The 20,659-nt window shown below is 39.5% G+C and carries 20 protein-coding genes; 9 read left to right on the top strand and 11 right to left on the bottom strand.

Annotated features, from left to right (window positions below; genetic code table 11):
* Positions 1-2: 2 nt before the first annotated feature.
* From ACXACJ_RS02165 to ACXACJ_RS02200, 8 genes are all read right to left on the bottom strand, one after another.
* A complete protein-coding gene (locus ACXACJ_RS02165) occupies positions 3-1,358 on the bottom strand; it encodes a lytic transglycosylase domain-containing protein (protein ID WP_475132622.1) in 1,356 nt (451 codons plus the stop codon).
* Positions 1,359-1,367: 9 nt separating this feature from the next.
* Positions 1,368-2,795 (bottom strand): Asp-tRNA(Asn)/Glu-tRNA(Gln) amidotransferase subunit GatA, encoded by a 1,428-nt coding sequence (gene gatA, locus ACXACJ_RS02170; protein ID WP_475132623.1) that lies wholly within the window; start codon positions 2,793-2,795, stop codon positions 1,368-1,370.
* Positions 2,796-2,808: 13 nt separating this feature from the next.
* Positions 2,809-3,006 (bottom strand): Sec-independent protein translocase subunit TatA/TatB, encoded by a 198-nt coding sequence (locus ACXACJ_RS02175; protein ID WP_475132624.1) that lies wholly within the window; start codon positions 3,004-3,006, stop codon positions 2,809-2,811.
* A gap of 149 nt (positions 3,007-3,155) precedes the next feature.
* Positions 3,156-4,346 (bottom strand): murein hydrolase activator EnvC family protein, encoded by a 1,191-nt coding sequence (locus ACXACJ_RS02180; RefSeq protein WP_475132625.1) that lies wholly within the window; start codon positions 4,344-4,346, stop codon positions 3,156-3,158.
* Positions 4,333-5,106, bottom strand: coding sequence for a lipoprotein insertase outer membrane protein LolB1 (lolB1, locus tag ACXACJ_RS02185; protein WP_475132626.1), 774 nt, complete (start codon positions 5,104-5,106; stop codon positions 4,333-4,335). The genes ACXACJ_RS02180 and lolB1 overlap by 14 nt, the downstream gene beginning before the upstream one ends.
* The gene (locus ACXACJ_RS02190) at positions 5,081-6,856 is read right to left on the bottom strand and encodes a tetratricopeptide repeat protein (protein WP_475132627.1); all 1,776 of its coding nucleotides are present in this window, start codon (positions 6,854-6,856) and stop codon (positions 5,081-5,083) included. Before ACXACJ_RS02190 ends, lolB1 begins: the two co-directional genes overlap by 26 nt.
* Positions 6,857-6,934: 78 nt before the next feature.
* Complete coding sequence (locus tag ACXACJ_RS02195) at positions 6,935-8,428, bottom strand: lipopolysaccharide biosynthesis protein (protein WP_475132628.1); 1,494 nt, start codon at positions 8,426-8,428, stop codon at positions 6,935-6,937.
* 48 nt (positions 8,429-8,476) lie between these two features.
* Complete coding sequence (locus tag ACXACJ_RS02200; protein WP_475132629.1) at positions 8,477-9,262, bottom strand: enoyl-CoA hydratase/isomerase family protein; 786 nt, start codon at positions 9,260-9,262, stop codon at positions 8,477-8,479.
* Between the two features lie 183 nt (positions 9,263-9,445).
* On the opposite strand from ACXACJ_RS02200, the gene ACXACJ_RS02205 reads away from it, so the two are divergent.
* A complete protein-coding gene (locus ACXACJ_RS02205; RefSeq protein ID WP_475132630.1) occupies positions 9,446-10,897 on the top strand; it encodes an NADP-dependent isocitrate dehydrogenase in 1,452 nt (483 codons plus the stop codon).
* Between the two features lie 76 nt (positions 10,898-10,973).
* Here ACXACJ_RS02205 and ACXACJ_RS02210 read toward each other — a convergent pair whose 3' ends face one another.
* The gene (locus ACXACJ_RS02210) at positions 10,974-11,471 is read right to left on the bottom strand and encodes a hypothetical protein (protein ID WP_475132631.1); all 498 of its coding nucleotides are present in this window, start codon (positions 11,469-11,471) and stop codon (positions 10,974-10,976) included.
* Positions 11,472-11,727: 256 nt separating this feature from the next.
* Between ACXACJ_RS02210 and ACXACJ_RS02215 the strand changes: the two genes are divergently transcribed.
* Positions 11,728-12,147: a hypothetical protein gene (locus ACXACJ_RS02215; protein ID WP_475132632.1), complete on the top strand. Its 420-nt coding sequence runs from the start codon at positions 11,728-11,730 to the stop codon at positions 12,145-12,147.
* A gap of 2 nt (positions 12,148-12,149) precedes the next feature.
* Here ACXACJ_RS02215 and ACXACJ_RS02220 read toward each other — a convergent pair whose 3' ends face one another.
* Entirely contained in the window at positions 12,150-13,112 is a 963-nt protein-coding gene (locus ACXACJ_RS02220) for an NAD-dependent epimerase/dehydratase family protein (protein WP_475132633.1), read from the bottom strand.
* A 151-nt stretch (positions 13,113-13,263) separates the two neighbouring features.
* Between ACXACJ_RS02220 and ACXACJ_RS02225 the strand changes: the two genes are divergently transcribed.
* On the top strand, positions 13,264-13,527 hold the full coding sequence (locus ACXACJ_RS02225) for a hypothetical protein (protein ID WP_475132634.1): 264 nt from the start codon (positions 13,264-13,266) through the stop codon (positions 13,525-13,527).
* A gap of 1 nt (position 13,528) precedes the next feature.
* Positions 13,529-14,725: a glycine C-acetyltransferase gene (gene kbl / locus ACXACJ_RS02230; RefSeq protein WP_475132635.1), complete on the top strand. Its 1,197-nt coding sequence runs from the start codon at positions 13,529-13,531 to the stop codon at positions 14,723-14,725.
* A 76-nt stretch (positions 14,726-14,801) separates the two neighbouring features.
* Here kbl and ACXACJ_RS02235 read toward each other — a convergent pair whose 3' ends face one another.
* A complete protein-coding gene (locus ACXACJ_RS02235) occupies positions 14,802-15,866 on the bottom strand; it encodes a vWA domain-containing protein (protein WP_475132636.1) in 1,065 nt (354 codons plus the stop codon).
* A gap of 57 nt (positions 15,867-15,923) precedes the next feature.
* Between ACXACJ_RS02235 and ACXACJ_RS02240 the strand changes: the two genes are divergently transcribed.
* From ACXACJ_RS02240 to bioA, 5 genes are all read left to right on the top strand, one after another.
* Entirely contained in the window at positions 15,924-16,328 is a 405-nt protein-coding gene (locus ACXACJ_RS02240) for an OsmC family protein (protein WP_475132637.1), read from the top strand.
* Entirely contained in the window at positions 16,325-16,555 is a 231-nt protein-coding gene (locus ACXACJ_RS02245; RefSeq protein WP_475132638.1) for a hypothetical protein, read from the top strand. The genes ACXACJ_RS02240 and ACXACJ_RS02245 overlap by 4 nt, the downstream gene beginning before the upstream one ends.
* Positions 16,556-16,647: 92 nt before the next feature.
* On the top strand, positions 16,648-18,729 hold the full coding sequence (locus ACXACJ_RS02250) for an ATP-binding protein (protein WP_475132639.1): 2,082 nt from the start codon (positions 16,648-16,650) through the stop codon (positions 18,727-18,729).
* 22 nt (positions 18,730-18,751) lie between these two features.
* On the top strand, positions 18,752-19,363 hold the full coding sequence (gene bioD, locus ACXACJ_RS02255) for a dethiobiotin synthase (protein ID WP_475132640.1): 612 nt from the start codon (positions 18,752-18,754) through the stop codon (positions 19,361-19,363).
* Positions 19,356-20,642: an adenosylmethionine--8-amino-7-oxononanoate transaminase gene (bioA, locus tag ACXACJ_RS02260; RefSeq protein WP_475132641.1), complete on the top strand. Its 1,287-nt coding sequence runs from the start codon at positions 19,356-19,358 to the stop codon at positions 20,640-20,642. The genes bioD and bioA overlap by 8 nt, the downstream gene beginning before the upstream one ends.
* Positions 20,643-20,659: the final 17 nt, after the last annotated feature.

The raw sequence follows: 20,659 nt of genomic DNA on the forward strand, positions 1-20,659 counted from the left end.
GGCTAGCCAATTCTTAAGGTCATACCTGGTTTTAATTGGGTAGACTCTAGGTTGTTTAACTCCTTAATCTTCTCAATTGTTAGGCCTTTGTACATTCTAGAAATGTCCCAAAGCGTGTCGCCCGGCTGAACGGTGTGTTGCTTAGAACTTGGAATAGGCTGATTGCTTACCCTTTGCACCGGCATCGTGTTGTCAGTTAAAAAATCAGGGCCAGTCCAGATATCTAGCTTTTGGCCAACGCGAATCATAGAACCTTTAATATTGTTCCAAGCTCTGATATCAGCAATGCGTACGCTGTGGTTTCTTGCAATAGTTCCTAAAACGTCACCACTGCGTACTCTATAAATTACTCTTTCTCTTCCAAAAGTGCTTCCAGGCATGTTCGATGCCATTTTCTCAAATTCCTTTTTGCCTTCTTCAGCTTTAGCCAAAATATTGACTTTGTTTAGTTCAAAAGCTTCTATATCGTCTTTTGGGATTTTTAATGCGAAGTTTTTAGCATTTGCTGGAATTGCTCCTTTTTTAACCGCAGGATTTAGTTTTTCCAAGGTAGTTAAGTCCATTCCGCCTTCTTCAGCAAAAGCCTTTAAGTAGACAAATTGATTCACTTCTAGAGTTTCGTAGTCTACTGGGTATTCTGGATCTTCCGCAAAAAGATTGTGTTCATCAGCATATTCCATGGCGTAGAGAATGCCAGCAAACTGAGGAACATAAGAGCGAGTTTCTCTGGGTAAATATTTATAAACCTCCCAGAAATCATCTTTCTTAGAGCGTCTCATGGCTCTTTGCACGTTACCAATGCCGCTGTTGTAAGCAGCCAGTGTCATTTTCCAATCACCCAAAATTCCATAAAGCCATTTGATGTATTTACAAGCTGCCTCAGTAGATTTTTCAGGATCCATGCGTTCGTCAATATACCAGTCTATATTGAGCCCTTGTTGACGAGCAGTAGGAGACATGAATTGCCACAAACCAACTGCTTTTGGTCCCGAAACCGCTTTAGGATTCAATCCTGCTTCAATAATTGGAAGGTATTTTAGTTCGGCAGGCAGCTCGTATTGCGCTAGATATTTTTCGAAAATTGGAAAATAAACTTCTTTTCTGCGCAGCATTTCGCGAGTGTATTCGCGGTTTCGAACTGTGAAATAGTTGATGAAAGCTTTTACTTGGTCGTTGAAGGCAATGTCTATTTCTAGGTCAAGCTTATTGTAGCGAATTTCCATTTCCTCGTAAGAGAAATCCGGAGCATAATCGTACACCGGTTTTATTTCCCCTGAAAGAGAGGTTTCTTGTGCTGTAATGGTTTTACTTATTAAAACCGAAATCAAAAGAAATACTGACCAATATTTTCTCATCATCACTACCGCTTACTCAAAGTTTTGAATCAAGTTTTTCGAAAATGCAAAAAGTTTTCCTTCTTCAAAAGCCCCCGATATAATTTGCAAGCCAATTGGCATTCCGTTGTCATCTTTTCCGGCAGGAATTGAAATCGCAGGAAGCCCAGCTACTGATGCCTGAACCGTAAAAAGATCGGCCATATACATCTCCAGAGGGTTTTGAGAGTGTTCACCCAGCTTGAACGCAGTACTAGGTGTGGTTGGTATAAGTATAAAGTCGTATTCTGAAAGAATTTTTTCTGTAGCCTGCTTAATTAGGTTTCTGGCTTTCTGAGCCTTGGTGTAATAAGCATCGTAATAGCTGGCGCTTAACACAAAAGTGCCAAGCATAATTCTTCGTCTTACTTCATCGCCAAAGCCTTCTGTGCGAGAATTTTTGTACATGGATTCTAGATCCGTGACCACTTCGCTGCGATACCCATAATGAGCACCATCGTAACGACTTAGGTTTGAACTGGCTTCAGCTGTTGTAAGAATATAGTAAGTAGGCAACACATAATCCAATAGAGGAAAAGTGACTGCTTCTACGGTATGGCCTTCTGATTTTAGACTTTCAATCTGGTTTTTAAGAGCCGAAATAATTTCGGGCTGAACCGCTTTTTCATTCAAGGCTTCTGGTAAGTATGCAACCTTATACTTTTTTTCTTCCTTAATCAGGGAAGAGTAATTAGGTACGGGAAGGGAAGAACTTGTTGCATCTTGGGCATCTTTTCCAGAGATAATCTCAAGAATCAAGGCGCAATCTTCCACACTTTTTGAGAAAATTCCAACGCTATCGAAACTAGAAGCGTAGGCTAATAATCCCCAGCGAGAAATTCGGGAATAAGTTGGCTTTAAGCCCACAATACCACAAAAAGCAGCGGGTTGTCTTACGGAGCCTCCAGTGTCGGTACCCAAAGAAATATGGCACATATTGGCTTGAACAGCCACAGCAGAACCTCCTGAAGAACCTCCAGGTACTTTAGTGTCGTCAGCGGCATTCTTGGATGGGCCATAGAAAGAATTCTCATTGGAAGAGCCCATGCCAAACTCATCGCAGTTTTGTCTACCTATGACAATTGCGTCTTCTTGAAGGAGTTTTTCGACAGCAGTAGCTGAAAATAGAGATTCAAAATCTTGAAGGATTTTACTGCCTCCGCTTACCTGATGCCCTTCTAAACAAATAAGATCTTTTATGCCAAAAATTAAGCCGGCAAGTTTACCGGCTTTGTTTTCTTTGATTTTTTGATCTACTACATCTGCTTTTTCTAGCGCCTCTTTTTCATAGACTTCTACAAAAGCATTAAGATGCGACAGGGTTTTTATGTTCTGCAGGTATTGTTCAACCAATTGCCTGCAAGAAGTAACACCAAGTTTAATGTCTTTTTGAATCTCATCAAGGGTTTGATAAGATTTCAAGCTTATAAACTGTTTATTTGTCGATTTCTTTGCTGGCTTCGTCTACCTCTTTTTTGATTTCTTTGGTAGCGTCCTTAAATTCTCTTATGCCTTTACCCATACCTCTTGCCAAATCTGGTATTTTCTTAGCACCGAAAAGAAGCAACACGATAAATATGATGAAGATCATTTCCGGTCCACCTGGCATTCCTATTGCAAAAATTGTCTGCATGATTCCCTACTTTTTCGTTTCGTTATTCAAAGGTAATTAAAAACTATCGAGAATGTAAACGTATTATGTTTACTTATGTTAAAAGGATTATTGGATTGATTTGAGCCACTTAAATGATGCTATTGGTTTAGCCCTTAAAGTATTGTGATTTATTTGGTTTTGGCTCCTAACCATAATTCTGGATTAACTTCTCCCGTTGCTGCCTGCACCACCCTGAATTTTAATTGTGAAATATTGTCTTTGTCTGTCAATACTTGGCCAAGCTCTTGCCCTGCCTGTATTTGATCTCCTTTTTTAACGACAACTGTCTTCAGTTTAATATACACAGTGAAGAATTCTCCATGCTGAATCATAACACTGTTTCCGAAACCGGGAACAGACATGATTTGGCTAACCTTTCCTGGGAAAACAGCCTTCACTTTTGCGTTTTCTGAAGTTTGAATATCCACACCGGGGTTGTTAATGGTTAAGCTTTTAACGGTTGGATGCCTGTGCTGGCCAAATTTGGAAGAAATAAAGCCCTCATCTACTGGCCAAGGCAGCTTTCCTTTCTGTTTTTGAAAAGCTTCGGTTAAGGCCGACATATCTACAGAGCCTAGAAGAGCTGCTCTTCTTTCTTCTTCAATAATGGCCTCAATTCTATCTGTAAGCTCTTTTTCTGCTTTCCTTTGCTCTTCAATTTCTTGCTTAATCCTCTTTTCGTCTTGCGTAAGTTTGGTGATCAAATTTCTTTGTTCTCCTCGCAAATCTTCCAGTTTACGGTTTTCTGAAAGCTCATCGTTTAAAAGGGATTGCTTTTCGTTCTTCTGGCCTTCTATTTCGGCAATTTGTAGTCCCAAACTAGCTTGAACAATTTTGATTTGCTCTGCCTGAGTCTTTCTGGCTTCTGAATATTGCTTCAAGTATTTCATTCGCATGAAAAGCTGATTGAATGTTGAAGAAGCAAATAGAAAGGTAAGCTGATTAAAACCGTTACTTGTTTTCTGAGTGGTGTAAATCATTTGAGCATACTCTTTTTTGAGCTGGTTCAAATCATTTTCCATGGCTCTAATGATGGATTGGTTTTCTTCGATTTCTTCATCGAGTAAACCAACTTCAGATTTGATGGCGGTAATCAGTGAGCCGCGTGTTTGAATTTGTTCATTCAAGGCTCTTAAACGGCCTATACTTGTGTTTTTCTTTTTGGAGGTTTGGCTGAGTATGCGTTCAGTTTCTTGTATTTTTTTTATGATATCCTTCTTTTGATCTTCAAGAGCTTTCCGGTCATTTTGGGCCAAAGCCGAAAATGAGGCCAGAAAAAACAGCAAACAAAAGGCAATGAGTGACTTATTTACGCTCATAGCGCTCTGGAATACTGAATGGAAAGGAAAGGGGCTCGTCTTCAATTTTGGCTCTGTTATGCTCAATATCTATCGTTACTTCTCCTTTTTTATTGTCTTTGAAGTACTGTAAAGTCATATCGGCTTTGAATGCAAATATAAAGGCATCGAGCAAATTAAAATCAGTGTATTTTAATTCAAGTGTATTGGCATTTTGCGAAGTGGTAGCCTTTAGTTTTTCCAGCTTTTTGGTTTTGTTTCCGATCTGATTCTGAATTGTTAGATCACCAACTCTTTGCACTATCGTAAACTGATTGGCTTGCGCTACAATGTCATCGGCAGCGCTTTGTGTTATAGGTAGATCACCCACTAAAATGGATTGGAAAAGATCGTAATTAAGTTCAAAATTGAATTTCTGACTTAATTCTGTAAACGTATAAGCGTAGTATTCTTTGTTGTGTCTATTGATCAGTACCAAAAAGTCTTGAGTGATTTTACCTCTGGCTGCTTCATATCCTAAACCAGGGGTCAGTGTAAACCAAATAATGCTGTCTTTTTTGATGCGAATATTGGCTGTGGCCTTCATTTTCTCTTCACCATCCTTAAACTTGAATTTTGTTTTGGTAGAAAAGTATTCGAAGGGGAGCTCTGCAACCTGAAATTCTTCTTTGATTCTTGTGTTAATACCCAGAAAGGTAGATTTACAGGATTCTAGGGCGAAAACTGTAATGAGTATAAGCAGCAATACGGCTGCTTTATTCGTAGTACTTTTTGTCCGCAATTTTTTGATCTATTTTATCAGAAGTATCTCCCAGTTCTTTTGCCTTTTTCCATTGTTCAACGGCCTCTTCTACCAAATTCAATTTAAATAGAATGTCGCCATAAAACTCGATGGGTTCACCATTTATGTTTTCTTTCTTTACTTTCAGAAAGCTTTCCATGGTTTGCTTTGCATCGGCAAATCTACCCATTTGAAAGAAAACCCTAGCCTTAGTTTCAATTAAATCATGATCCTCAGGATGTTTATTCAATAGGTTGTCTAAAGTTTTTAAAATGCCATCAGATACTTTTTCCGAATTTTTGAAATATACATAGCTAACAAGTGCATCTCTCACTTCTTTGTTTGATGGCTCCTCGTTGAAAGAGGAGGTTAAACTTTTCTCAGCTTTTTCTGGCTCTTTGTTTTCTATGGCGAGTTCGGTTTGCAAGGCTTTAACCTTGGCTGTTAGCATGTTGTCGTTTCTGCCCAATTTTAGTGCTTGATCGAATGCGAAATTGGCTTCTTCCTTATCGCCATTTTGTGTTTTCAGCTGTGCAGCTCCATAATAAAAATAAAATATGCCCTGATTGGGAAAATAACTTAAGGCATCTTCACCAAGCGCCAAAAGATTGTCCCAAGCTTCTTGCTCATAAGCTCTTGTTAAAAGTTTATCCCAAACCTCGTAATCAGAAGGATTTAAGTCTTTGAGGCTTGTAAGTGCAGTCAGTACATTTTGTTGGTATTGCTTTTTCTCTTCGGAAGGAGCTTTCGGTAGAAGTTTTGAATAAACTACTTCGCTTGTTTTGATCACTTCTACATTTCTCGGGTACATTTGATCGAGTTGCTGCTGCAGAGAAGTGAAAAAGGAGCGTTCGAAACCGTTGATATGATTGTTTACCAAATTCTGAAGTAGCCGTGTTTTCTCTTCAACGGATGCTTCTTTGTTATTGAAAAGCTCTTCAATCAAAGGTTTGGCTTCTTCAAAATTCTTTTGCCCCAATTTAACGTCTATGAGCATGGAAGCTGAAGCTGCAGCATTCGCTGTGGACTGAAGAACTTTTGCCGCTTGATCTTTTTGGCCTGTGGCAGCAAGTAAATTAGCATACTCAACTTTGTAGCTTTCATTTTTAGGATGATCTTCCGCTAAAGATTTAAGCATAGCCAAAGCCTCATCCTTCCTGCCGCTTTGAAGAAGTAATTCCTTTTTTTGAATGAAGAATTTATTAGGCGTATGAAATTTCTCTTCCGTTAGGTTCAGCATGTTTATGGCCGCCTGATAATCTTCAAGTGCCACATAAAGATCGACTACATCGAGTAGGTATTCCCTATAGTCAGAGGTGTTGGCAATCATGGCCTCGTATTCTTTAGCCGCAGCCGCTAGATTGCTCTTCGATTTATTAAGTTGCGCAGCTAGAATGTAGTAGTATTTGTTGTGTGGCTCAATCTCTTGGGCTTTTTTGATCGACTTTAAACCATCTTCTTCATCGCCTTCGATTAAGTTAATCTCGGCCAATTTGAAGTAAGCGGCATGGTTATTTGGGTCGGTTTCGATGGATTGTTCAAGAAAAGCCTTTGCCCGTTGATAGTCTTCTAAAAGAAAGAACTTTTGGGCGTCAATCATTAGAAATTCAGCGTTTGCTCTTTCGTATTTAGAAACAGTGTCGGCCTCGGTTTTCTTTTCTTTTTTACCTTTTTGAGCATAGGCTAAAGGCTGATTGAAGCACAAGCCTAAACAGATGAAAGTGGTAAGAATAGCGATGGTTTTCTTCACTGAATTCAACAATTACACAAACAACGCATTTAACAACTTTCAAGTTTAAGCTTTCTGATGAGTTTCACAATAAATTCATCAATGGCTTTTTTGAACGGTTTTGTATTTGAAATTACTCCCTTCAAAAAGGTACATAAGGCCAACAAAAGCTAAAGTTACCAATGCGTCAACGGTGTATTGTGTCCATGCATTTTCAAGGGTAACCAAATTTGAAATGTAAATAACGGCCAATGCAATTATCAAGTAAAGCCCCAGCTTTTTGAAATCATAAGGCACTTTGAAGTGCTTTCTTCCCGTAGTGTAGCACAAAACACACATAACAGCATAACAAGCAACGGCCGAAATGGCACTTCCGTAGTATCCGATTTTCGGATTGGTAACCAGCCACAAATGCCCAACTAGTGTGATGATGGCTCCAATGCTGGCGAAATAGGTCCCGTAAATGGTTTTGTCTTTAATTTTAAACCAGACGCTCAGGTTAACATAAATCCCAAAAAGTAATTTCGAAATCAACAGAACGGGGAGAACGTAAAGTGCTTCTTTGTACCCTGGCCTTCCTAAAAAAACATCTGCGATCAATTCAATATTCACCGCAATGCCTAGCATAATAATAATATTAAAGATGACGAAGTAGTGCATTACTTTAGCGAAGAGCTGGGGTGATTCTTTGTTTTCAGCATGCGAAAAAAAGAAAGGTTCCCCCGCATATCTAAATGCTTGAATACCCAACATCATCAAAACACTTAGCTTAAAGGCACTACCGTAAACACCGATTTTTGTTTCGGGATCGTCAAATAAAAAATTGAAGAGAATGGTATAACCTTGATCGTTGAACATGGCAGCCAAACCCATAAAGAAAATGGGTAAGCCGTATGCCAAAATCGGTTTAAAAGCACTCCATTTTAGTTTTAATCTAATTTGAGTAAACTCCTTGAGCAGAAAAGGAATGTAAAACGTATTGGCGATTAGGTTAGCCAAGAAAATATATCCAACTCCTTTGTCAGGATTGTAGATTTTGTTGACCATTGGCTGAAGTGCACTAAGAAATTCACCTTCTGCAATTTTTGGAAAAGCAAGTAAGAAAATGCTGTTCAGTAGAATTGTAATAGCAATAACAGACAGCCTAATCGCTGCAAATTTGATAGGTCTCTCATCCAACCTCAGTTTTGCAAAGGGAATCGCTACAATGGCATCAATGAATACAATGGCTGCTAAGTATCGAATGTATTCAGGGTGCGATTGGGCAGGAGTGAAGCTTGCAAAGTAAGGTGCTCCAAAAAACAGAATTCCTGAAAGTATTGTGCTTGTTAGCAAAATTGCTGTTGATGTATAATGATACGCATCAATAGATTTGCTTTTGGAAGTAAACCTAAAAAAGGAAGTTTCGAGCCCATATGTATATATAATGTTCAGAAATGCTGCGACACCATATAAATAGATTACTACGCCATATTCATCTTCAGGTAAAACCCTTGTATAGAAGGGAACCAATGCGAAATTGAGCACTCTTCCTAAGATGCTACTGATGCCGTAATAGGCCGTTTGCCCAGCCAGTTTTTTGATTTGACTCATTAAGCGAAGCTACAGACTTTTAGGTTTTGAGCATGGATAAATTTTGCTCTATTCTCCTTTAAAGTTAGGTCTTCTTTTTTCAAGAAAAGCTTGAGTTCCTTCTTTAAAATCTTCGGTTTTAACACAAGTAGCGAAACTATTCGCTTCCATTTGGTAGCCGTCAACTTCTTCGTTGTAAACAGCATTTACACAATCTATTACCATTCCAACGGCTAAAGGTGCCTTGGTCAATATTTTACCAAGAATTTCTTCCGCTTTAGCCTGAGCTGTAGCCTTGTCTTCAGTTACGTGATTTACCAATCCCAAGGTTAATGCATTTTCGGCTTTAACCATATCGCCAGACATGGCCAATTCAAAAGCTTTGCCTTTTCCGACCAATTGTGTCAATCGTTGTGTTCCGCCAAAGCCAGGGATAATGCCCAGGTTTACTTCAGGTAGACCGAATTTTGCGTTTTCAGTGGCAATTCTCATGTGGCATGCCATGGCTAATTCGCATCCTCCGCCAAGCGCAAAACCATTAACTATGGCAATTACAGGCTTGTGGCAATTTTCTATGCTAGCGAAAACTTCTTGTCCTTTTTCAGAAAATTTTCGTGAATTAACTTCGGTTAGTTCGGCAATTTCAGAAATATCCGCACCAGCTACAAAGGCTTTTTCGCCTTCACCAGTAATGATGACAGCCTTGATCTCAGTGTCGTCATAAATTTCCTGAAAGGCTTCTCCTATTTCATCTACAGTGCTGATGTTGAGTGCGTTCAACTTATCGGGTCTGTTGATGGTGAGGTGAGCCACACCGTTAATGTTTTCGAATTTTATATTTTGATAAGAATTCATTGCTTAGCTGAGTAAGCCTCAAAGATAACAGCAATGCAGCAAAACCAAAAAGCAGTTCGACCAGTTGCATTAAGATATTGACCGTTTGAGGTTTGTTCAGCAGAAAATTGGTAATTAATTCCTTTTCAGGCCTTCCTTTAATACCTTTGCGGTCATTCTAGAAAACCAAGTGTTCAAGCCATTATGATAGCTCAAAAAAGAATAACAGTCGCGCATGGCGATGGTATAGGCCCAGAGATTATGGACGCCACGCTTAGGATTATGAATGCGGCCAACGTGGGGTTGGAGTATGATGTAATCGAAATCGGGGAGAAGGTTTATAAGTCTGGCCACAAGTCGGGAATTAGCCCAGAATCATGGGATACACTCCGAAACAACAAAGTTTTATTGAAAGCTCCGATCACTACTCCTCAAGGTGGTGGTTATAAAAGCTTGAACGTGACCATCCGCAAGTCGCTAGGTCTTTTTGCTAATGTTAGACCTTTTAGAGCTTATCCTCCATACGTGCCTTCTCACTTCCCTCACATGGATGTAGTGATTGTACGTGAAAACGAGGAAGATCTTTATGCAGGTATTGAGCATCAACAAACCAGTGAAGTTGTTCAAACTTTGAAGTTGATTTCAGAGCCTGGTTCAGAAAAAATCATTCGTTATGCTTTCGAATATGCCAGGGCTTACGGTCGCAAAAAAGTGACTTGTATGACCAAGGATAATATCATGAAGCATACTGACGGAATGTTCCACAGAATCTTTAATGAGGTGAAGTTGGAATATCCAGATATTCAGTCGGACCATTGGATTATCGATATTGGGTCTGCCGTAGTAGCTGCTCGTCCTGAGTTTTTGGATGTAGTGGTAACACTAAACCTTTACGGAGACATCATCTCTGATATTGCAGCTGAAGTTGCAGGTTCTGTAGGAATGGCTGGTTCGGCTAACATTGGCTCTAGCCATGCTATGTTCGAAGCTATCCATGGTTCTGCTCCTGATATTGCAGGTCAAAATATTGCAAACCCTTCAGGTTTATTAAATGGTGCTTTTATGATGCTTGTTCAGTTGGGCTTGGCCGATAAAGCTGAATTGATTCAAAATGCTTGGTTGAAAACTTTGGAAGATGGCATTCACACTGCTGATGTTTATCGTGCAAACAGAAGTGTGAAGAAAGTTGGAACCAAAGAATTCGCAGATGCAGTAATCGAAAGATTAGGTCAAAGACCTGAAAAACTGAAAGCTGTTGAGTACAATCCTGATGTTAAAATCGAAGTAAATGTTCCTGAGAAACCAGCTAAGAAGAAGGATTTAGTAGGAATTGATGTTTTCATCGATTGGAGAGGTGAGAGCCGCGATGCTAATGAAATTGGAGATCGTTTGGCGAAAAATGCATCTACCGATAAATTAAAATTGAGTCAGGTTTCTAACCGTGGTGTTGTTGTATATCCGAATGGAATGGACGAAATCTTCAAATCAGACCATTGGAGATGTAGATTTATGCAAGTGGAAGGTACAGAACCAACCAACGCAGATATTATAGAATTGCTTCAGAAAATAAGCGCAGAAGGTTTTGAATTCATCAAAACAGAGCATTTATATAACTTCGATGGAGAAAGAGGTTACTCTTTAAGCCAAGGAGAATAAAAAAATCTAATCTTGATTAATAGAAAACCCCGCACCTGCTTTTAAGGATGCGGGGTTTTTGTTTGATGGAGAAATCTTACAGGCTCGACAACGTATAAACTCCCGTATCCTGAATTAAAATTTCTTCGTGCTCCGTTTTGAAAGTGGCTTCAAAGCTGACTTTCCATTGTTTATCACTTTTTTTCTCTGCGGAAATATTGGCCGATTTTATATTGAAGTTGCCGAAAAAGCAGAAACACACGCGTTGATATGCTGCAGGAATGCTTTCGTTAGAGGGAATATCGGTTGATGAAAAATGGAATGAGTCCTCGTCTGATGGTATTTCGAAATAGAAATATTCGGTAAGCTCATCATCCGCAATGTTTTTCTCTTCGGGGTGAACAAGAGTATAACGAAACACCAAATTTTCTCCACTTTCAATAGTGGGGACTTTAATGTCTTCTTCTGAATTACCGTGATTCATAAACTCTAAATCAGTTTGCTTAAAGAATTCTCTTTTGGTTGAAGAATTTTCTTCTTCATTACATCCGCTCAGTAGAAAAGGAAGGAAAAGAATTGCCGCTATTGTTCTCATTTTTTATGTCTTTCTAGACGATTAGTCACAAAAAGATGCACAGAAGTTGGAATCGGACTGAAAGAGTTTAAGTGATATAATTTATTTTTATTTAAATAAAAAGTGTTGCTATTTGGTTGAGTTTGGCTTTTGGTTCTTACTTTTTTTAAGTAAATATGTGTGTGGTTTTTTTTAATCACATTTAGCAATTGGCTATTGTGGTAGTGAGAGAGGAATTAAAGAAGGCCGTTTTGCATCATGTAAAATTAATAAATCAATGCCTCGTAAATCTTCATTAATTCTTGTGTTTCTCGGTGTCCTGATTCTGGTGTCCTTTGTTGTCGCTTCAAGAGCTATATCAAATTCTAATGGCTGCAATCAATTTGTGATTGATAGTTATGAATGGCACTCAGGTATAGATATTCCCCCGGTAGAATTTGTCAGCTGTTATTGTGATCAGAATTCTGGAGTTCGGGTTGCAGTTTATAACTTGAAGAAAAACATGAACCTATCTCAATTTGAGTCAGTAAAGTCTGGAGAAGTAGAGAGTTTGTTTAAAGGTTCTTTCCTTTTATCCAAAAACGAACTCCCCACAAAAAATGAACTTTTAATAGCTAAAGGCCAGAATGGAAATAATAGATGGGTATATCTCTTAGATGCTAAATCTAAGAGACTTTGGGCCAAACTTGATTTCTGATTTTAAGCCTTGGGCTTGAAGCTTTCTATTACCGATGGAAGATTTTTTAAAATGTCTTCTGTCATTGCATCCAAATCGTACTCATGTTTCCATCCCCAATCTTGTTGTGCATGACTGTCGTCAATGCTGTTTGGCCAGCTATCGGCAATGGCTTGTCTAAAATCTGGTTGGTAGCTGATTGTAAAATCAGGAATTTGTTTTTGAATTGAAGCTGCAATTTCTTCAGGCGTAAAGCTAATGCCGCCAAGATTATAGCTCGATCTTACTTTTACCTGCTCAGCAGGAGCTTCCATAAGGTCGATTGTGGCTTTAATAGCATCAGGCATGTACATCATAGGTAATGCAGTGCCTTCTTTCAAAAAGCAAGTAAAATGCTCTTTGTTTAAAGCTTTGTGGTAAATGTCTACCGCATAGTCTGTAGTGCCTCCACCAGGTAGCGATTTGTAGCCAATCAAGCCTGGGTAACGGATGCTGCGAACGTCCAATCCGTATTTTTCGAAATAGTATTCACACCATCTTTCTCCGGCCAATTTGCTGATGCCGTAAACCGTATTAGGGTCTTTCTCGCAGAATTGTGGGGTGTTATCCAAAGGAGTGTTTGGGCCAAAAACAGCGATTGAGCTAGGCCAATATACTTTGTCGATTTTCTTTTCACGGGCTACTTCCAAAACATTCAAAAGGCCTGTCATATTCAAGTTCCAAGCCCATTGAGGATTGCTTTCGCCTCGCGCAGAAAGAATAGCTGCTAAATGATAAATCTGAGTGATTTGGTGCTTGTCTACGATTTCAGCAAGCTGAGAAGCGTTCATTACATCCAGTTTTTCAAATGCAAAACTTGCAATGTTTGGATTCGGAGAAGAAATATCAGAAGCGATAATGTTTTGGTTACCAAAAACTTCTCCTAAAGCCAAAGTTAATTCCGACCCCAATTGTCCGCTTGCCCCAATTATCAATACTCTTGCCATTCGCTTCTATTTTGTCTCTTTCTATTAAATGAACACTTTGGAAATGCTCAGATTTAAATTTGGTGCAATTATACGCAAAGCCAAGAATAAGAAAAACGTTTGCCTAAGCTAATGGCCGTTAGGTAAGTACTTTTTTTATATTTGTGGAGCTATGGAAATAAAGGAGTTTGAAACTTATTTAACCGATAAAAAAATTGATAGCTCTGCTTTTTTAAAAGCTGAGCCAAATCAATGGGCACAGTGGAAAATTCTTTACGACCAAATGCACCCCAATAGCTTTACAGCTCAAAAATTAAATCTCATTAATCCCGTTAGGCGCAAATTTCCTTTGAAGGAAAATGTAGAGATAGAGGAAACCAAAAAGACTGCTGCTCGGCCAAAAGTGATGATGAGACCCAAACCCAAAACAGACTAACATGTTCGAAACCTTAAAACCCAAACTTCAGGCTGAACTAGAAGAAATCAAAGAAGCCGGACTTTATAAAAAAGAAAGAATTATCACCACACCTCAGGCAGCAGATATTAAAACTGCTGAAGGAAAAGAAGTGATAAACTTTTGCGCAAATAATTACTTAGGCCTTTCTTCTCACCCTAAAGTGGTGGAGGCTGCTAAAGCGGCCATCGATACTCACGGCTTTGGAATGTCTTCCGTAAGGTTTATTTGCGGAACTCAGGATATTCACAAAACCTTGGAAGAGAAGATTTCTGAATTCTTGGGTACAGAAGATACTATTCTTTACGCAGCTGCTTTCGATGCAAATGGTGGTGTTTTCGAGCCTATTTTAGGTGCTGAAGACGCTATTATTTCCGATGCCTTAAATCATGCTTCTATTATTGACGGTGTGCGTCTTTGTAAAGCCATGCGTTTCCGTTATGAGCATAACAATATGGATGACCTAGAGGCTCAGTTGAAAGCTGCGGATGAAAAAGGAGCGAAAAACAAAATCATTGTAACAGATGGTGTCTTTTCAATGGACGGAACCATTGCCCAGCTTGATAAAATCTGTGAATTGGCCGACAAATACAATGCCTTGGTAATGACCGATGAATGCCATTCAACAGGATTTATGGGTAAAACAGGTCGTGGTGTTCATGAATTCCGCAATTGTATGGACAAAGTGGATATTATCACGGGTACTTTAGGGAAAGCGTTAGGCGGGGCTTCTGGAGGGTTTACCTCTGGTAAAAAAGAGATCATCGAAATCCTTCGTCAGCGTTCAAGACCATACTTGTTCTCTAACACTTTGGCGCCATCTATTGTGGGAGCTTCCATTGCAGTTTTCGACATGCTTTCTGAAACTACCGAGTTGAGAGATAAACTGGAAGAGAAAACGAAATACTTCCGAAGCAAAATGACTGAAGCTGGTTTTGATATTAAACCAGGTGAGCATGCTATTGTGCCTGTAATGTTATATGATGCTAAGCTTGCGCAGAAAATGGCCGATGCGCTTTTGGAAAGAGGAATTTATGTGATTGGCTTCTTTTACCCGGTGGTTCCTAAAGGCCAAGCTAGAATTCGTGTTCAAGTGTCTGCAGGCCACGACAAACATCATTTGGATAAAGCCATCAATGCTTTTACTGAGGTTGGAAAAGAATTGGGCGTGATTAAATAATCACTCGATTTAAAACATATAAAGAAGGAGGACTTTTATGCCCTCCTTTTTTGTGTTCCAACTTTTTGATTTTTTCCTATTGAAGATTACAGCTTCCGTTAAAATCTGAAGCATCAAAAATGGTGTTGGCTTTGCCTGTTAAGCTGCCTAGAACCACTTCAATGGTGAGTTGATTATTTCCTGACCTTTTTGGCGAGCAATATTCCAGAAGATAATAGCTATTTGCTTTGCCGTTAATCAAATCACCAATTTCCTTGAATTTGTCTAGTAGCTCTCCAATATTCACTGCAGATACAAAACTGGTTTTCCCGATTTCTCTTAAAACCTTTTCATCAATTTCACCTCCCAAACCTATGGTGTAGAATGAGATGTCTTGATCTGCTTTTTTTACAGCATCTAAGGCTTGTCCTTTCGAGTTTCTATTGGCCTGATCGGTTCCGTCAGTAAAAATCACAACGGCATTCGAGCCAATTTCATCCAGATCTCTGGTTTGCTTCAACCTTTGGCTGGCAATGTCTACACTTTGAATTACGGCCCCATAAAGGTTAGTCGAATTGTCAGAACTCATGGATGGATTAATGCCGTCAATCGCGGTTTTAAGCGTAGCAGATTGTGAAGTTACGGGTTGCAGAAGTTTGATGTTTTCACTTCCATCGAACCACCAAATTTCAACTTTAATAGCTCCGGCCGAAGGACTTCCTTCCGAAGGAACTACTTCATCGATAAAACTTTTTGCTGCCGTCTTGAGAGAGCCTAGATTTTCACTGCTCAATACACTGCCGCTCAAATCGAGTAGGAGCATAATGTTGTAATCGAAAACCTTTTCGTTGGGTTGGATTTTACGTGTGGCTTCATATTCTGAAACCAAACTTCCGTTTTCATAAATGTTGAAATCACTTTCGGTTAAACCTGCTTTTCCGTTTCCGGATTGGTCGGTTACTTGAAAAAAAACGGATACGTTCGATGGCAAATTGACAAACTGATTTTCAATCTTCACATTCAGAGTTGGTCGCTCCGAATCGCCATCTCCGCATCCCTGAACAATGATGCTTCCTAAAAGAATCATCATAAGAATACTAAAGCGTTTGTGCATTGTTTCTTTGGGTTGGTTAATAGCAAGAACCAAGAAACTAAAGCTCATATTGTGTGGTTAACCGCTTAATTGAATTAATTTTGCAATCGCAAATCTTTACACAATATGATAGTAACTACCACGTTCAAGGATGATTTTGAGTTCCAGTCGGTGAACGAACAGGGCAATGTTTTAGATATCGACATGCTCGATCCTCAGGATAAAAAACATATGTCACCAACTCAATTGTTGCTTTCAGCACTTTCGGCCTGTGCTTCTGTTGATTTGGTTCAAATGCTGAAGAAAAGAAAGAAAACGGTGAATGATCTTACCGTAGTGGCTGACGGAACCAGAAGAGAAGAGCATCCAAAGGCATTCACGCATATTACGCTCACTTTTACGGTGAATTCTCCCGATGTAACTCAAGAAGAGTTCGAGAAAATGGGACATTTAGCGGCTACCAAATATTGCTCTGTGGCGGGTACTTTAAATTGTGAAATGGACCACAAATTTGTGATTGAAAGACCATGAGGATTGTAAAAGAAATTCCTCATTCAGAATGTAAAATCACCGTTTTTTCATGGAATGGAAAGTATCTCATTAAATTAGAAAACGGTGGTTTTGAACAGACTTTTAAAGTCAGTGAATTAGATGTTCTGGAAGAAGAGATTGATGAAATCCTAAATGATGAGTTTATCAACGAAGCAATGGAACGTTTCGAAGACATGATGAAATCATTGGGCAAAGCTATGCCTTGAAAGAAGATTTCAATGATAGCATGGAATATGTCAGTAGTTTGTTATTTTTGTGCTAATGTTCTAGCGTAAATCAACTAACGACTGACTTTTTTATGTTTACAATTGACGTTCTGGTCATTTTTATAATTCTTTTATTGGCTGTCGTAGTTTTAGCAGTTTTGCTATCCCGCTCTTCCAAAGAAAAGCAAGCGCTTCATTATAAAGCCCTTTCATTAGAAGCAAACCAAAAAGAAGACGAGCTAAAACTAGGGCTCTTTCTTAATTATACCTCCGATTTTTTATACACCTATAATGCTAAGGGAGACTTTGTTTACGCTTCGCCCAATGTAAAGCGTATTTTGGGTTATGACCCAACGGTTGGGCCGATTAGCTACAAGCAGCTCCATACTGACAATCCGATTAACCAAGAAGTGGTCAGGAAAATCAAAGACTTCTTTTCTGGGAAAACCACCGTTTTAGATCCCTATTTTGTTGAAGTGGCCGATGCCAATGGAACACGCCACATGCTCGAGGTTTTTGAAAGACCCGATGTAGATGATGAAGGTAATATTCAAACCATTACTGGAATTGCTCGCAACATTACTGGGATTTATAATGCTGAATTGGAGATAAAGCAGTTTGAAAAAGAGCAGCACCTTATTCTCAGCGCTATTCCTGATACCATGTTTATGTTGGATGGCTCTGGAAATTTCATTGATTTTCAAGATAAATCAGATTCTGTTCGTCTGATTCGCGATGAAGGAATTATTGGGAAGAATATAGAGCAAGTTTTCCCTCAAAATGCCAGTAAACCGCTTTGTGAAGGCCTGAAAAAGGCACACAGCACTGATGATCTCCAAACAGTGGAATTTCAGCTTTCTCAAGAAAAGAAGCATTATTTTCTGGAAGGGCGTTTTGTGAAATTGGCTGAAAACAGGCTTTTGCTGATGATGCGTGACATTACCGCTCAAAAGCAATTGGAAGATGGGCTTCGCGTAGCTAAAGAAGCAGCAGAAGCGGCTAATTTGGCTAAAAGTAACTTCTTGGCTACCATGAGCCATGAAATTCGAACGCCTATGAATGGAGTAATCGGTATGACCAACCTGTTGGAAGAAACTCTGTTGACGCCTGAACAGCGGGATTACGTGGAAACCATTAAGGTGAGTGGGGATACGCTTCTGCGTATTATCAACGATATTCTCGATTTTTCTAAAATAGAGTCGGGTAAGCTGCCGTTAGAAGATTCTGTGTTTGCCTTGAAAAAGGTGGTAGATGAAACGCTGGGTTTAGTGGCTTATGAGGCTCGGGAGAAGAAGGTAGGCATCAATCTTTATTTAGATAAAGATGTGCCAACCATGGTTTGTACGGATAGAACGAGGTTGCGCCAAATTCTTGTGAATCTAGTTTCCAATGCCGTTAAATTCACTGAAAAGGGATTCATTTCCATCAAAGTTTCGCTGATTGAATTAAAGCCAAAAACGGCTAATATTCAGTTTAAAATTCAAGATACGGGCATTGGCATTCCAAAGGAAAAGCTGCGAGGTTTATTTAAGGAATTTACTCAAGTAGATTCTTCCCATTCGAGAAAATTTGGAGGAAGCGGCTTGGGTTTGGCCATTGTTAAAAACCTGGTGAAGCTGCTCAAAGGCAATGTTTCTGTTGAAAGTGAAGTAGGAAAAGGTTCAGTTTTTACTTTCAATATTAAGGTGAAACTAGCCACAAGCTCGGCAGAAAAACATATTAAAGAAGGAGAAGGTAAGGAGCAGAGCGTGAAGGAAAGTCCGCTAGAAAATGTTATTTCGGATAAATACCCATTGAAAATCCTCATGGCCGAGGATAATAAAATCAACAGTAAACTGACATCGCTTGTGTTGGAGAAAATGGGTTTTGTGCCTGATATTGCCCGAACAGGAATGGAAGTGCTGAATATGATGAAAACCACTTCGTACGACCTCATTCTTATGGATATCCAAATGCCAGTAATGGATGGGGTGGAGGCTACAAAGCAGATTCGGGCACTTAAACTCAAAGATGACCCCTATATTATCGGAGTTTCGGCCAATGCATTTGAAGAGGATGTTAGGAATGCCACCGAGATAGGCATGAATGATTATATGATCAAACCAATGAAGTTTGATGACCTCAGAAATAAACTTATTGAAGTAGGACAAAGGCGCTTTCCTTTCGTGTCTTAACTTTCGTTTATAGCTTTGCGCTATGAACTATTTTGTGACTGCCATTGGTACCGACAGTGGTAAAACGCTGGTTTCGGCTATTCTTACCGAGGCCCTAAAAGCGGATTATTGGAAACCCATTCAAGCGGGAACTCCAACCGATACAGAAGCCGTAAAATCGCTGGTTTCAAATTCTCAGAGTGTCTTTCATCAGGAAGCTTATCAATTGAAAATGCCAGCTTCACCTCATGCGGCCGCTCGTGCTGAAGGTATCCAAATTGATTTAAGCGAATTGGGGCAAGTACAAACCGAAAATGACTTAGTGATTGAAGGCGCAGGAGGCATTCTGGTGCCTTTAAATGATGATGATTTTGTGATTGACATTGCAGGAGAACTTAATGCAGAGGTTATTCTGGTGGCCGATTTATATTTGGGAAGCATTAATCACACGCTTCTAACAGTACATTATTTACAGCAAGAAAATGTTAAAGTGAAGGGTATCATTTTTAATGGGCCTTCAAATCCGGAGAGCGAAGAAATTATAGAACTACATTCAGGCTATAAAGTGTTGTTGAGGCTGCCCAAATTGGGTTTAGTGAATAAGGAAGTGGTTGAATATTGGGCAGAAGAATTATTGAAGAACTGGAATGAGTGATTGGATAAGTAGGGATGAAAAGTCGATTTGGCACCCTTTTACACCATTAAAGGGAATGGAAAGTCCACTTATGGTGGAAAAAGCTGAGGGTGTTTATTTACATACAAATCATGGTAAAATATTGGATGCTATTTCTTCGTGGTGGGTAAATCTCCATGGTCATAGCCATCCGCTTATAGCAAAAGCAGTTTCGGAACAGGCTCTGAATTTGGAGCATGTGATTTTTGCTGGCTTTACTCACGAACCCGCCATTCGTTTAGCAGAAAGAATTCTTGAGATTTTACCTGACAATCAGGCGAAAGTATTCTATTCCGATAATGGGAGTACGGCTACGGAAGTCGCTATAAAAATGGCATTTCAATATTTCTATAATCAGAAAATAGAGAAGCGAAAAATCATCGCCATAGATGGTTCATATCATGGCGATACCTTTGGAGCCATGTCGGTGGGGGAAAGAGGGCCATTTACCGAGCCTTTCGATCCTTATCTTTTCGATGTTTGTTTCATTGATTTTCCCGAAGTCGAAAAGGAAGAACAAGTTTATCAGCAGTTTAAAAATTGGGTTGAAGAAGGTGATGTTGCGGCATTTATATTCGAACCCTTGGTTCAAGGAGCTTCCGGTATGCGCATGTACAGCGCAGCTTTGCTGGATAGAATGATAGCCTTGGCTCAGCAACATGATGTGATTTGTATAGCAGATGAGGTAATGACTGGTTTTGGTAGAACGGGTAGCCTTTTTGCTTGCGATCGTTTAGTTCATAAGCCCGATATTTTTTGCCTTTCTAAAGGGCTTACGGGCGGAAGTATGGCGATGGGCGTAACCACATGCACAGATAAAATCCAGGAGGCTTACCGCTACAACGACCTCATGAAAACTTTCTTCCATGGACATTCTTTTACGGCAAATCCTATTGCTTGCGCTGCGGCCAATGCTTCTATGGATTTACTCATAACCGAAGAATGTGAAGAAAACCGAAAGCGTATTGAGGCTAAACATTCAGAGTTTCTTGAGCAGATTGAAAAGCACGAAATGGTAAGAAACCCAAGGTTAATGGGGACTATTCTGGCTTTTGATATGAACACTGAAAAGGACACATCCTATTTCAACGAAGCAAGGCATTATTTATATCCTTATTTCATCGGTAAAGGAGTTTTGTTGCGTCCTCTGGGGAACGTACTGTATATTATTCCTCCTTATACAATTTCTAATGAAGAACTAGATTTGGTGTATTCAGCTATTTTGGCTTTTCTCGATAACCCTCAGGAAGTTAAAGGTTAGAAAAAAAGAACCCTTTG

It is taken from the genome of Roseivirga sp. AWQ4_251 (assembly GCF_056158225.1).